The organism is Desulfopila sp. IMCC35008 (assembly GCF_010646885.2).
Classification (GTDB): domain Bacteria; phylum Desulfobacterota; class Desulfobulbia; order Desulfobulbales; family Desulfocapsaceae; genus Desulfopila.
The window spans coordinates 1,067,494-1,081,004 of the sequence record NZ_CP050700.1 but is presented as its reverse complement, the minus strand read 5'-3'; the positions used below and the strand labels follow the sequence as shown (position 1 = coordinate 1,081,004).

Annotated in this window: 12 protein-coding genes; 6 read left to right on the top strand and 6 right to left on the bottom strand. The window is 48.7% G+C overall.

Features of this window, described 5'->3' with window-relative positions:
• Positions 1-265: 265 nt before the first annotated feature.
• The 3 genes from hcp to GA520_RS04890 all read left to right on the top strand — a co-directional run bounded on the left by hcp (position 266) and on the right by GA520_RS04890 (position 3,607).
• On the top strand, positions 266-1,900 hold the full coding sequence (hcp, locus tag GA520_RS04900; protein ID WP_163339668.1) for a hydroxylamine reductase: 1,635 nt from the start codon (positions 266-268) through the stop codon (positions 1,898-1,900).
• A gap of 97 nt (positions 1,901-1,997) precedes the next feature.
• The gene (locus GA520_RS04895) at positions 1,998-2,627 is read left to right on the top strand and encodes a hypothetical protein (protein WP_163339669.1); all 630 of its coding nucleotides are present in this window, start codon (positions 1,998-2,000) and stop codon (positions 2,625-2,627) included.
• A 221-nt stretch (positions 2,628-2,848) separates the two neighbouring features.
• Entirely contained in the window at positions 2,849-3,607 is a 759-nt protein-coding gene (locus GA520_RS04890; RefSeq protein ID WP_163339670.1) for an ATP-binding protein, read from the top strand.
• 1 nt (position 3,608) lies between these two features.
• Here GA520_RS04890 and GA520_RS04885 read toward each other — a convergent pair whose 3' ends face one another.
• From GA520_RS04885 to GA520_RS04870, 4 genes are all read right to left on the bottom strand, one after another.
• Entirely contained in the window at positions 3,609-4,307 is a 699-nt protein-coding gene (locus tag GA520_RS04885) for a YkgJ family cysteine cluster protein (protein ID WP_163339671.1), read from the bottom strand.
• 27 nt (positions 4,308-4,334) lie between these two features.
• Positions 4,335-4,838, bottom strand: coding sequence for a CreA family protein (locus GA520_RS04880; RefSeq protein ID WP_163339672.1), 504 nt, complete (start codon positions 4,836-4,838; stop codon positions 4,335-4,337).
• A gap of 79 nt (positions 4,839-4,917) precedes the next feature.
• A complete protein-coding gene (locus GA520_RS04875) occupies positions 4,918-6,795 on the bottom strand; it encodes a bifunctional acetyl-CoA hydrolase/transferase family protein/GNAT family N-acetyltransferase (RefSeq protein ID WP_163339673.1) in 1,878 nt (625 codons plus the stop codon).
• A 36-nt stretch (positions 6,796-6,831) separates the two neighbouring features.
• Positions 6,832-8,958, bottom strand: a complete 2,127-nt coding sequence (locus GA520_RS04870) for an acetate--CoA ligase family protein (protein WP_163339674.1) — start codon at positions 8,956-8,958, stop codon at positions 6,832-6,834.
• Positions 8,959-9,139: 181 nt separating this feature from the next.
• On the opposite strand from GA520_RS04870, the gene GA520_RS04865 reads away from it, so the two are divergent.
• The 3 genes from GA520_RS04865 to GA520_RS04855 all read left to right on the top strand — a co-directional run bounded on the left by GA520_RS04865 (position 9,140) and on the right by GA520_RS04855 (position 11,001).
• Positions 9,140-9,412, top strand: a complete 273-nt coding sequence (locus GA520_RS04865) for a hypothetical protein (protein WP_163339675.1) — start codon at positions 9,140-9,142, stop codon at positions 9,410-9,412.
• A complete protein-coding gene (locus GA520_RS04860; protein ID WP_163339676.1) occupies positions 9,409-10,251 on the top strand; it encodes a sodium:proton exchanger in 843 nt (280 codons plus the stop codon). Before GA520_RS04865 ends, GA520_RS04860 begins: the two co-directional genes overlap by 4 nt.
• Before the next feature lie 135 nt (positions 10,252-10,386).
• The gene (locus GA520_RS04855) at positions 10,387-11,001 is read left to right on the top strand and encodes a methyl-accepting chemotaxis protein (protein WP_163339677.1); all 615 of its coding nucleotides are present in this window, start codon (positions 10,387-10,389) and stop codon (positions 10,999-11,001) included.
• 61 nt (positions 11,002-11,062) lie between these two features.
• Here the strand turns inward: GA520_RS04855 and GA520_RS04850 are convergent, their stop codons facing one another.
• On the bottom strand, positions 11,063-12,118 hold the full coding sequence (locus GA520_RS04850; protein WP_167528822.1) for a GDP-L-fucose synthase: 1,056 nt from the start codon (positions 12,116-12,118) through the stop codon (positions 11,063-11,065).
• Between the two features lie 62 nt (positions 12,119-12,180).
• Entirely contained in the window at positions 12,181-13,302 is a 1,122-nt protein-coding gene (gene gmd, locus GA520_RS04845; protein WP_163339678.1) for a GDP-mannose 4,6-dehydratase, read from the bottom strand.
• Positions 13,303-13,511: the final 209 nt, after the last annotated feature.

Here is a 13,511-nt window from a genome sequence, read left to right as displayed (position 1 = left end):
TGTCAACTCTCGGGAACCTCCTCGTTCATGTATCTGGACACAATCGTGTATGGAAAAATTGAAATGATTTTATAATTTTTTATTCTTTCTTGACCTAGATCAAAGAATTCAATCTGTACCTATACTACACTGTTCTTAAATCGCAGAGCTATCAAACTGCGGAAATCAGGATTCCGTATCGAACTGTTCGTCCCACGCCGGACGATCAGGAAAAACAAAACACATCAGGTGGCAACACCTACAAACATCAGCCCAGGAGGCAGACATGTTTTGTAACCAGTGCGAACAGACAGCCAAAGGTATCGGATGCACCCAAATAGGGGTTTGCGGTAAAAAGGAAGATATTGCAGGCTTACAGGATCTCTTAACGTATGCCCTGCAGGGCCTTTCCCTCGTTGCCGTAGAGGGAAGGAAAATAGGGATTACTGACAACGGAGTCGACCGCTTTACTGCTGAGGCTGTTTTTGCCTGCCTGACAAACGTTGACTTTGATGCAGAACGTTTCAAGTCCTGGATCAACCAGGCCGTGAAACTGCGTGAAGCGCTCAAGGAGAAAGTGGCCGCTGCTGGTGGCAACGTCACTTTCGAGGCCGAACACGCCAATTTCACTCCTGCCTCAACGGTGGCTGAATTAGCAGCCCAGGGTGCAGCACTTGATTACATTAACGGCCTTGATGATAATGAAGATCTGCGCTCCCTCAAACAGATCACTGTATATGGTGTCCGCGGGCTGGCTGCATACGCTGATCACGCAGCAATTCTCGGACAGGAAGATGACAGCATATATGCCTATATCCATGAGACGCTCGCAGAGTTCACCAGGAAAGGACAGGAACTGGGAGAGCTCGTTGCTATAGCCCTGAAGTGCGGTGAAGTTAACCTGAAGGCAATGGAACTGCTCGACACCGGCAATACAGGAACATACGGACACCCGACTCCGACGGAAGTCCCTCTCGGTGCCAAAAAGGGTAAGGCGATACTGGTGACAGGTCATGATCTTCGTGATCTGGAACTGCTGCTCAAACAGACCGAAGGCAAAGGCATTAACATTTATACCCATGGTGAAATGCTACCTTGTCACGCGTATCCTGAACTCAAGAAATACGATCATTTCTACGGTCACTACGGAACAGCATGGCAAAATCAACAAAAAGAAATGCCTGAATTCCCCGGCGCAATACTCTTTACCACAAACTGCATCCAGAAACCGGCAGACTCGTATATCAACAACGTATTTACAACCGGTCTTGTCGGCTGGCCCGAGGTGAGCCACATCGATAACAACAAGGATTTTACCCCCGTTATTGAAAGAGCCCTGGCCCTGGATGGATTTACTGAAGACACCGACAAGGGCAGCGTACTGACAGGTTTTGCACGAAACACCGTACTTGGCGTTGCAGATAAGGTAATAGATGCAGTTAAGGCCAAGGCAATTCGTCACTTCTTTCTGGTGGGCGGCTGCGACGGAGCCAAACCGGGCCGCAATTATTACACCGAATTTGTTGAGCAGGTACCGGAAGACTGCATGGTGCTGACCCTGGCCTGCGGCAAGTTCCGGTTCTTTGACAAGAAACTTGGTGATATCGGTGGAATCCCCCGTCTTCTCGATGTGGGACAGTGCAACGATGCCTACTCTGCAATCCAGATCGCTGTCGCTCTGGCCTCCGCATTTGATTGCGACGTCAATGACCTGCCGCTGTCCATGATTCTTTCCTGGTACGAGCAGAAGGCGTGCGTAATCCTACTCACCCTGTTGAGCCTGGGCATAAAGGATATCCGTCTCGGACCCTCCCTGCCGGCATTCATCACACCCAATGTACTGAATGTGCTTGTTGAGAATTTTGAGATCAAGCCAATAGCGGAAACACCTGCTGAGGATCTGCAGACAATCCTGGGCTAAATACTAACATTTTTTGCTTTGTCATTTATAATGACAACCAACCGGGTTGAGGCTCAGGCCTCCACCCGGTTTTTGCATTCCTATAATAAATAGAGAAATGACCCACCAGCGTTTTCAACATATAAAAGGATTCCGGGCGGAAGAACTGACCCCGGACGACCTCAAAATAATCGCGACACTACTTGACAAGCATGGGGTGGAAAAAGCCAGGTTCGGCACCGGGGGCAGGCTTGCCATCGCTGCAGCCCCCGATGTTATTCAAAATGTCAGCTCTGAACTGCAACTCTTTCCCCGTTTTGAGACAGCAAACGGAATAACCTATATACATTTCTGCCCAGGATACGATCAATGCAAATATGGTGTGGCAAATGGCAAAACAATTGCTGGCAAAATATCGCAAATAGTCTTACCAAAACCACTTAAAGCCAAAGTTAAAATTGCCATAGCAGCCTGCAAAAGGTGTTGTACCGAGCCTTATATCAGAGATGTGGGGTTAATTGCCACAGCAAAGGGTTGGAAGGTTCTCTTCGGAGGAAACGGAGGCGGACGACCAAGGATTGGAGACCTGATCGCAGAAGGCCTCTCTGATGAGCAGGCTGTTGAACTGGTGCGCAGATGCCTGGTTTATTACCAACAGAACAGCAGCGTAGAATTGCGTACAGCGCGATTTATGGAAAAGATTGGCAGTAAACGTCTCTGTCAGGCTGTATTGGCTGAGTCACTATAACCATTTCAGGTTATCAACTACCCCAGTGAAAGGGGTTCCCTGCCCCGGTCCATAATCTGAACTTCAAGGATACGTGAAAAATCTTTTGAAAACTATTTATAATTGACCCAGATCAAAGAATCTTCCCGAGCCTGTGTTATAGTTAAAACATACAAGATCAGCCTGCTCCTTAAACAAGCTTGAACAGAGTGGGAATGAAGCTACTATCACTGGAGGAAAGCATGAAAAATATACGGAAGATTATAAGGATCAATGAAGAACTGTGCGACGGGTGCGGACTTTGTGTACCAGACTGCGCAGAAGGATCCCTGCAGATAATCAACGGCAAAGCCAAACTTGTGGCCGATAAACTCTGCGACGGTCTAGGTGCGTGTCTTGGCTCGTGTCCTACCGGTGCCCTTGAGATAATTGAAAGGGAAGCGGATGAATTTGACGAAGAGGCAGTGGAGAAGTTTCTTGCCGCCCAAAAGGTAGAACAAACCAAAACCCCACCTCTAGGTGGAGGGTGCCCTTCTGCTCAGTTGCAGACATTTAAACCGGCTGCCACTCCATGCCAGGCTGCCAATGTTCCCCAGGCGATCCCGACTGCAGATGATACTCCTTCGGGACTTGCTCACTGGCCGATACAGATCAGGCTTATACCGCCTACCGCGCCGTTCCTGCAAAACGCAGATATCCTGATTGCCGCCGACTGCACAGCTGTTGCCGCACGACGATTCCAGGAAAAGTATCTGGACGGGAAAGTAGTCATGATGGGCTGCCCGAAATTTGACGATGCCGAGAATTATGTGGACCGATTCACGGAAATCTTAAAGAATTGCAATCTCAAGAAGATTACTATCCTGATCATGGAAGTTCCCTGCTGCTCATCCATGAATGTGATACTGCGTCAGGCCATTCAGAAATCGGGTGCCAAAGTACCGGTGGAGCAAGTGACCTTATCGGTTCAGGGTGAAGAAATAGAACGCAAGAGATGGTAAATCAGGGAAGCTTGATTTCCCGAGGCCAATGCAACTCCAACCCGAAGGGCGATTCCGAAACACGAATACCGAACGGTTGGAGAAGCTGAAACAGGGGTCGACCAAAGTAGAAAAGCTCATCACTAACCTTCAGTGAATGTTCTTTCGAAACCTTGTCACGAAACCTGAGATCTCCGTTTACAATATTTTGCAGATCCTGCTTGGACACATTTGGCTCCCCTGCTGCCAAATCCGGAAGGGACAAGAAATCGGGACAGGGAAATGTACCATCGTGCTCGACAATCAGTGGCCATAGCGGATCATCCTCTCCAATGATGTCGCGTCGCGTCAAGGTGTCTCGATTCACCATATCCAGTATTTTTTCAGGGTCCCAACATTGAAGGACCCGGCAGGCCAGAGGACGGTGTTCGTAAAGGGAGCAGCCAGTACTGCCGATATCGAAGTAACAACAGTTCCATTGCTTTCCGGTCCCTTTCAGTTTAACCAATTCCTGCTCCAGCGGCTGAACTTTCCCAACCACCGGGTTATGCGCCATTTCGCCCTTACGCAGTGTAATCAGGTTGCTCTGCGGAATACGACCGGATTGAATCAGCCCCAGATCAGGCCCATGCAGGGCGGCCCCCCCGTTCACACAACATTGACCGCACTGTTTACAGCTCTCCTGTTGCCTGCTTAGCGTGACATCTTCATTAGTATTCATTGCTGGAAAATTACCGGGTTTGGGGAATCATTCATCCCACCCCTTGGTGATAGGGATGGTTGAGATACTGTTTTTGGGTGAGCCGTCAATCAATTTATTTGAGTAGGTCAGATATACCAGGCAATTTCGTTTTTTGTCGTAAAAGCGAACAACCTGCATGGACTTAAAGAGAATTGATGTGGATTTTCGAAAGACCCGTTTACCATCCGCTTTACCCGATGCAACGTTTTGGGGCAGTGTGATTGCACCTGTCTGACGGCAGGAAAGGGATGCATCAGAACGATCCTCAGCTAAGCCGACAGACCCGGAAAGCCCCCCGGTCTTGGCCCTGCTCAAATAACATGTCGCTCCTGGTATATCCGGATCGTCAAAGGCCTCGATAACAATTTTATCGTTGGCCCCAAGCACTTTAAACCGGGTTCGAACCTCACCAATCTGCTCAGAAAAGGCAGATGGTGCCACGCAAAGAATTACAAACAAAATAATTGCGCCCCATATCACGCACCGGGACGACTGCAGGTGTATATTCATATCTTCCTGAATCGTATAATGAAATAATATTTGGATGAAACTAACTACAAACAACAGCCAAGACTATAACATCAAGCTATCAGAAGTCCATGATATAACCGAAAACTCCATCTTCAAGCCCGGAACTCACCTTCAGGCCTGAATGATTGAATATAGCCTGCATCCGCATATTCTGACGCAAAACTTCCGCAGTAAAACCGGAAATTCCACTCGACAAGGCAATCTTTTTCAGATGCTCAAACAGGAATGAGCCTATACCGAACCCCTGCCATTCATCCCGAATGACAAAAGCAACCTCTGCCCTGTTTGTTCGTTCATCGAGATAGTACCTGCCCACGGCAATAATCTCTTCCCCGTAAGCCTCAGGTAACGTACCCACAATAGCAACATCTTTCCGGTGGTCCACATAGACAAAATTCTGGATCTGCCTTTGGCCGAATCGCTGGTTATGATTCATGAAGCGATAATACACGGTCTCCTTGGAAAGATCATACACCAGATCACGCATCAGCGGTTCATCGGTAGGGTGAACAGGACGAAACAAGATCTGGGTTCCGTTTTTGAGCAGATAACTTGTCTTCATATAGTCGCGGGAGGCGACCACAAACTTGCCCTCGACCTCAGCGAATTCTGCCCGTATGAACTTTGCCTCAATTGCCTCTTTGAGCAGCCACTCACGATCATCCGGATGGGCAATGGAGATCAGGGCCAGGGTACGATCCTGTACGGACTTCCCATGGAGGTAGGCAACCCCATACTCGGTGACTACATAATGAACAGTACCACGGGTAATAACCACCCCGCTGCCGGTCCGCAAACGTGGGACGATCCTCGACTCACCATCAACCGTACGGGATGGAATCAGCATAACGGGTCGCCCACCTTCTGAAAGAGCTGCACCACGGTTAAAATCAACCTGGCCACCGATACCGGAATAAAACATACCGCCTTCCGAGTCAGAACATATCTGCCCGGTGAGATCAACTTCCAGGGCCATGTTAAAGGTGACCATCTTGTTCTGTTTACCAATAATATTGGAGTCATTCACATATTCCGTCGGCCGGAATGAAAACAATGGATTATCATCGACATATTCATAGAGCTGGCTGGAACCCATACAAAAACTGGCAACTATCTTGCCCCGGTCGAGTGATTTTCGCGCCCCGGTAATAACCCCGGCCTCGATGAGTTCGATGATCTGGTCGGTTATCAGTTCGGTGTGAATTCCAAGATCCTTCTTATCCTTAAGATACCGCAACACAGCCTGGGGAATACGTCCGTAACCTGGTACCCTGCCCAGGCCAAACTCAAGCGTCGACCCGTCCGGCACGAGAGCCGCGGCAAACCGGGCAATATGTTGACAGACCTCTTTGGGTTCCGGCTCACTCCTTTCAAGAAGCGGCACATCAGCCTCAACAAGGATGTCAAGATCATTGATGTCAAGTTGACTGGTCCCTCTTGTCCAGGGCATCTGCGGATTTACCTGGGCGATTACCAGGGAAGCGTTTTCCGCCGCACTCCTGACGATATCGACAGACACCCCGAGGCTGACCCGGCCCCGAGAATCGGGCGGGGTCACCTGGATCAGGGCCACGTCTATGGGCAGCTGACCCGAATTAAACAGTCTCGGGATATCAGATAGGAGAATAGGTGTATAATCGCCCCTCCCTTCAGAAAAAACCTCTCTAACATTATGCCCGATAAAAAAGGAATTTACCTTGAAGATATCAGCATATCGCCGGTCAATATATGGCGCGTCGCCCTTGGTGAGCAACTCTATGATCTCCACATCGGCTACCGATTTGGAGAGGCGTACCATCGCCTCCACCAGGACTATTGGCTCTCCACAACCGGTGCCAAGAAAAACCCTGTGCCCTGATTGGATATTCTGTACTGCCTGGGCTGCACTCATTAACATATCTTTATATGTTTCCTGCCAGTCCGGATCATATTTCATTGTAATTCACCTCAACAGAGGACATTGTTTATACCGTTATCTCGGCGGGGCAACCATCATCCGAACATCAGCAACAACAGGCTCCGAACCGATATCCCCTACAATAAAAGGATTGATGTCAAGTTCGAGTATTTGTGGGAAATCGGTGGTCAACTGGCTGATTCGCTGCAACCCGGAAGCAATGGCAGTAACATCAACACCACCCTGCCCCCGACGCCCTTCCAGCATAGCGTAGGAACGCGTCGATTTGAGCATGGTTACGGCCTCCGCCTCGGTGACGGGTGCCAGGTGAAACGTTACATCCTTCATCACCTCCACAAAGATCCCCCCCAGGCCGAACATCAACATCGGACCAAACTGAGGATCGCGATTCATGCCGATAATAACTTCCAGTCCTTTACGAATCATCCTTTCTACGTAAATTCCTTCTATTTTTGCTCTTGGTGCACGTTTACCTATTTTCAACATCATCAGATTGTAGGTATCCTCTACCTGCTCCATATTCTGCACATTGAGATAGACACCACCGAGATCGCTTTTATGGACAATATCCGGCGACAACACCTTCATGGCCACCGGGAAACCAATCTGTTCCGCGACCTCCAAACTTTCTTCCAGGGTCGCAGCCAACGCACCTTGTGGAATCTTGAATCCGTATGCGGCCAAGGCAGCCTTCCCTTTCACCTCACCAACAGATAAGCGGCCGGCACGCTGACTCCTGGTAATTATACGTTCAACACGCCGCTTATTAACCCGAAACCGCGTTACCATTCGTGGGGGACGTTTTTTCCAAAGAGCATACTCATACATAACCTTTAATGCAGCAAGAGCCTGTTCCGGTGAACCATAAACAGGTACTGTCCAACGGGAATGTTCATTACGATCCAGTCCGCCTCTTCCCATCAGGATGAGCATCACCGGTTTTTTCCCTTTCGGCAGAGCCAGGATTCGCTGTTTTATATCTTCAGGATGACTCATCGTCTGCGGTGCCAGGATGAGCAATATGGCATCGACTTCGGGATTTTCTTGGCTTTCCCGAATCGCCAGCAGATACTTGTCTACTGATGAATCACCGAGCACATATACCGGACTCGGTGTAGATGAAGAGCCCCTCGGTGTCTGTTCCAGCAACCGTATTGTCGGGCGCGGTTCGATAGAAGCCAGTCGCATACCTGCTTTTTCCACGGCATCTGCAGCCAGGGTGGCCGGCCCCCCTGCATTACTAATTATCAGGACCCGGTTTCCTGCCGGTAATGGTTGCAACGATAATGCCAACCCATAGTCAAACAGTGCAGCAAAGGAATCTGCCCGGATAATTCCAGAGCGCTTAAAGGCAGCTCCATAGGCGAGGTCATGGTCTACCAGGACACCGGTATGACTGGCAGCCGTCTTCATACCCGCCTCTGTCGTACCGGCTTTCAGCATAATCACCGGCTTATTCTCTGAGGCCTGTTCAGCGGCACGCACAAATCTGTCGCCAGTTGTTATATCCTCAAGATAGCCAAGTATTACCTTGGTCTGTTCATCTTCGGCCAACCCTTTGAGAAGATCAACCTCTGAGAGATCCGCCTTATTACCAACGCTGATCGCCTTAGCCAGACCGAGTTGCAGTGAAGCGGCGCAATCGAGCATGCCAGTCAAAACCGCTCCGGATTGGGAAAAGACGCTTAAACCACCTGCAGCCGGCAGGGATGGCCCAAAAGATAGATTCATCCTGTTTTCGGTATTGATCAGGCCCAGACAATTCGGTCCAAGCAATCGCACCTTATGACGAAGACAAAACTCCATCAGTTTTCTCTCAAGTTCCGTACCGTCTTCACCATCCTCCCTGAAACCGGAAGCGACCACAACGGCTCCTTTAATTTTGACCCCCACTGCATCTTCAAGTGCCTGTATTACCCTGCCGGCCGGTACTGCCAGTATAACAAGGTCAACATCCTCACCACACTCTGCAAGAGAAGCAAAACAAGGGACCCCCAGGATCGATGTCGCCTTGGGATTTACCCCATACAATCGCCCGTCAAACCCGTCCCGCAACAGATTTTGCAGGATCATGTACCCGACCTTATTCGGATTATCAGAAGCGCCGATAACACCTATAGATTGGGGAGTAAAAAACGGAACAAGAGGTGATACGACTTCAGGGGTGATCGATGAACGCATTATACATGCCTCCTGGATAGACATCTGATAAACTGTGATATATGTTTCTTACTGTAGCATTAAGGAGGTTAACAGATCAATTCTCTCCTTCCCATAATCGAAGAAAAATGACTCCACGGTTGAAGTCGACATGGCGATGGTTTATTTTGCAGCGACACTCTTGAGAGAAATAGGATAAATCGTGCAAATAATTTTTTATAAATCAAGTCTTTGTCCACGCTGTCGTCGTGCCGGTCACCACCTGTCCGAGCTGCTTAACGAATATAGCGACCACGAGCTGGAGATTGTGGACATCCTGAATAACCCGCTCCGCAGCTGGCAGGACGGCATACGGATGATCCCGGCCATTACGGCAGGTAACAGAAAACTGAGCGGACTATATCTCACCCGGCAAAACATATCGGATTTTCTTGCTCAAACCAAACAACCGTCCTCCGACAATAATAAATCGTGAAACAGATACTAATAGACTCAATCGGCCGCCTTGACCTCCTTGTCTGGATTCTGGTGATCCTCTTTTTCTGTGGCAGCGCCCTGTTTTTTGGTGGCAACCTCCAGCTTTCTTTTATCGGGGCAGCAGGAATAATAATGGAGATGGTCCTTATCGGCATGGCCATTGAAATCATTATCGAATGTCTGAAAAAGACAAAAGGCATCGGCACAATCACCGGGTTTATCACCAATGGACCTGAAGCAATCTGCCTGCTGGTAGGACTCATCGCAGGAGATATTATTTTTGCCGCATCCACCCCCCTTGGATCAAACTTCATGAATCCCGTCCTGCTGCTGGTAGCAACTATTGTCTGCGGTCAGGTTTATAAGACTATCAGAACCAGGAGTCGCTACACTGTTCCCACAATACTCAGTACCGCATTCTTTGCCGGACTGTTTTTCCTTCTTGATCCGCAACATTATCTTTACTGGGTTCTCGGTGCCACAGCACTCAGCATCACCCTCTTTCTCCTGCGACCAGAGGAACTGGAAACTGATTCAGTTGAGGACTACAGTGTCAACCCCAGGGTATGGTTGTTTCCATCTATTATAATCCTGACTGTAGCCGGTTATTTCCTGGACGGTGTTATCACCTTTGCCGCCGATAGCTCCCATGCTCCCAAAGGGGTAATCGGCTTTATCGTACTTGCAACTCTCACCAGCTGGCCGGAATTCAAGTCCTGCCTTGGGCTGCTTGCCCGCAGGAAACACCTTGCAGCAGTCCTTAATATCACCGTTTCCAATATAACCAATATCTGGCTTGCTGTTATTGGAGTAGCAACCTATCTGTTTCTATATTGATGCTGCCTGTATTTATCCCAACAGAAATCCCATTTGTCAGCGAAGAAAGACATACATACAATTAATGTTGCTTTTTCATCCTGTTTCGCGATAGGCTTTTGACGCTGACATCAATCATTCAGGGGCGGGATAAACATGGGACAAGAGCACAAACGCAGAAAATTATTTATCAATAAGAGGTATCAGGGACGACTGCTGGCAATTTCACTTCTTTTTGTTCTTGGTGGTTGCCTTCTGTTCATCGGTATTTTCAGCGCTTTTTTCTCTGATGTGCTCACCGTCAGCTATACCGAGAACAACATCCAGCTCAGCCAGACACCGGCAGAACTCTTAAAAAATATAGTTATTCAAAACTGGTTGATCATCAGCATTGCAATTCTTGCGGTTCTTCTCCTTGCAACATTGCTGTCACACCGGGTTGCCGGCCCCCTTTACAGGTTTGAACGAACACTCGAGCTAATGCATCAGGGTTACCTGAACTACACCATCCATTTACGGGAGAAAGATGAGGGACAAGAACTGGCAAACAAGATAAACGAGTTCAATTACCAGCTGTCCCTAACTTTGCGCACAGTTGCCAACAGTTCAGCAGCAATCGGCTCACTCATTGAACAGGCACAGCAGCTGGAGCTGGAGGAAGAGACAAAAGAAGAGCTTGCAAGTCTCTGCTGGTCTCTGGGAGCACACAATAGAAAGATATCTAGGGCCTGTAACTCATACAGGCTTCAGGACAAGGACATGAGTCCTTGAATCTGGTTGAGAATGGCAAAATAAGGTCACTCATCCCTTTTTATATGAGGCGTGGGGATTATTAATGCTGCAAATACCATTCATAGGCATTTTTCAGGCCAGCATCAAGACTGAAGAACGGCTGCCAGCCCTGGTCGTTAATCCGCCTGGTATCAAGCAACTTTCTGGGAGTTCCGTCCGGTTTACTCGCATCATATACCGTCTCCCCGGTAAATCCGACAATCCTGCGGATTTGTTCGGCGACCTCACCGATAGTGGCATCTACCCCTGTACCCACATTCAAAAAAGAAGGCGCATCTGCTGCAGGAGACCAGTTTTTCATGACATGCAAACAGGCCGCCGCCATATCGTCAACATGAAGGAATTCACGACAGGCTCTGCCACTTCCCCAGAGTACCACCTTTGGCTCCTGCTGAGGTAAAAGGGACGTGGAGTCTGCAGACAGGCCAATACCTTTTTTGATATCGGCCGGAATGGCCCCATACTTCTTTTCATCGTCCTGAATTGATTCCAGGTCCCTTTCCGACGCGAGTTTAGCAAGGTGGTACTTACGAATAATGGCGGGAATTACATGGCTGTTTTCCAGATGGTAATTGTCTCCCGGCCCATAAAGGTTCGTCGGCATAACGGACAGGTAACGCGTCCCATACTGCCGATTGTATGATTCACACATCTTAATCCCGGCTATTTTGGCAACAGCATAGGGTTCATTGGTTGGTTCAAGATAACCTGAAAGAAGCGATTCCTCTGCCATCGGTTGTGGACACAGTTTCGGGTAAATACATGAACTACCAAGGAAAAGAAGGTCTTTGATCCCCTTCTTGTAAGCACCATGGATAACGTTAGCCTGAATCATCAGATTCTGGTAAATGAACTCTGCCGGATAACTGTTATTGGCGTGGATACCGCCCACCTTGGCAGCCGCCAATACTACATTATCTATCGCTTCTGTTGCAAAAAAATCACTAACCGCCGCCTGATTGGTCAAATCCAGTTCATGATGGGTACGGGTAACAATATCATTGAACCCTTCTGCTTGAAGTTTCCTGACAATAGCCGCTCCCACCATTCCCCGGTGGCCGGCCACATACACTCTCTGACCAGGGATCAATCCCATTCTCTCTCCTTCGCAACTCTCATAATCATTTGTCCAACGGTTAGTCTGACAAGAGTACCTGGCTACTCATTATAGGCAAACGTCTGGAAACCTTCCCGCTGACAGAGAGCATCACGCCTGGCCTCTTCCAGGTCGGTCTGCACCATCTCCTCTACCAGTTGTTTAAAAGATATTTGAGGTGTCCAGCCGAGTTGGTTCCTGGCTTTCGCGGGATCTCCCAGCAAGGTTTCCACCTCTGTCGGTCGAAAATATCTGGGGTCCACACGCACGATCGTATCTCCGGGCCTCACCTTAACATCACCGGAGTCGGAGGTAACCGTATCTACGATACCTGTTTCTTTGATCCCTTCCCCCTCCCAGCGCAACCCAATTCCCAACTCTGCGGCTGCAATAGAGACAAAGTCACGAACGGAGTGTTGTTCACCAGTGGCAATGACATAATCCTCCGGCTTATCCTGTTGCAACATCAACCACTGCATCTCCACATAATCCTTGGCATGCCCCCAGTCACGTTTTGCATCCATGTTCCCCAGGTACAAACACTCCTGCAATCCCAGGAGAATACGGCTTACTGCTCTGGTTATTTTTCGGGTTACAAATGTTTCACCCCTTTTGGGCGATTCATGGTTGAAAAGAATACCGTTGCAACCATATATATTATAGGCCTCCCGGTAGTTCACCACTATCCAGTAAGCATAGAGTTTAGCAACGGCATAAGGGGAGCGAGGATAAAACGGGGTTTTCTCAGTCTGAGGCATCTCCTGCACCAGTCCATACAGTTCCGACGTAGATGCCTGGTAGAATTTTGTTTTTTCCACCAGACCAAGCATCCGAATTGCCTCAAGCAAACGCAATGTCCCTAAAGCATCTGAATTGGCTGTGTATTCTGGTTCTTCAAAAGACACCGCCACATGGGATTGCGCTGCCAGGTTGTACACCTCATCAGGTCGCACCTTCTCCATGATCCTGATAAGGCTGGAAGAATCGGTCAGATCTCCGTGATGGAGGATAAAGTTCCTGTTTTCAATGTGAGGATCCTGATAGAGGTGATCGATACGATCGGTATTGAAGAGGGAGGTACGTCTCTTGATACCATGTACCTCATATCCTTTTTCAAGCAGGAACTCAGCCAGATAAGCTCCATCCTGACCGGTCACACCGGTTATTAACGCTCTTTTATTCATGATATATGTCTCATGGTAGTATTGTTTACGAGTGATCCTGGTACAAAAACATTAAAGTTTACTACTTCTTTCCATGAGACTCAAGACGAATCAGGACAAGTTGTGATAAATCGTGATTTATCCCAGGGTAAAGATCACCGCCACCCTCGTTCACAAGTCACCCAAATCTTTTCTCACCATTCATACAACACCAGATTCATCCTCACCCG

Bases quoted from the DNA above. Each gene is read 5' to 3' on its own strand.
- GA520_RS04870 (WP_163339674.1), bottom strand. From the start codon at position 8,958: ATGCGTTCATCGATCACCCCTGAAGTCGTATCACCTCTTGTTCCGTTT.
- hcp (WP_163339668.1), top strand. From the start codon at position 266: ATGTTTTGTAACCAGTGCGAACAGACAGCCAAAGGTATCGGATGCACC.
- GA520_RS04880 (WP_163339672.1), bottom strand. From the start codon at position 4,838: ATGAATATACACCTGCAGTCGTCCCGGTGCGTGATATGGGGCGCAATT.
- GA520_RS04895 (WP_163339669.1), top strand. From the start codon at position 1,998: ATGACCCACCAGCGTTTTCAACATATAAAAGGATTCCGGGCGGAAGAA.
- GA520_RS04890 (WP_163339670.1), top strand. From the start codon at position 2,849: ATGAAAAATATACGGAAGATTATAAGGATCAATGAAGAACTGTGCGAC.
- GA520_RS04850 (WP_167528822.1), bottom strand. From the start codon at position 12,118: ATGGGATTGATCCCTGGTCAGAGAGTGTATGTGGCCGGCCACCGGGGA.
- gmd (WP_163339678.1), bottom strand. From the start codon at position 13,302: ATGAATAAAAGAGCGTTAATAACCGGTGTGACCGGTCAGGATGGAGCT.
- GA520_RS04855 (WP_163339677.1), top strand. From the start codon at position 10,387: ATGGGACAAGAGCACAAACGCAGAAAATTATTTATCAATAAGAGGTAT.
- GA520_RS04885 (WP_163339671.1), bottom strand. From the start codon at position 4,307: ATGAATACTAATGAAGATGTCACGCTAAGCAGGCAACAGGAGAGCTGT.
- GA520_RS04875 (WP_163339673.1), bottom strand. From the start codon at position 6,795: ATGAAATATGATCCGGACTGGCAGGAAACATATAAAGATATGTTAATG.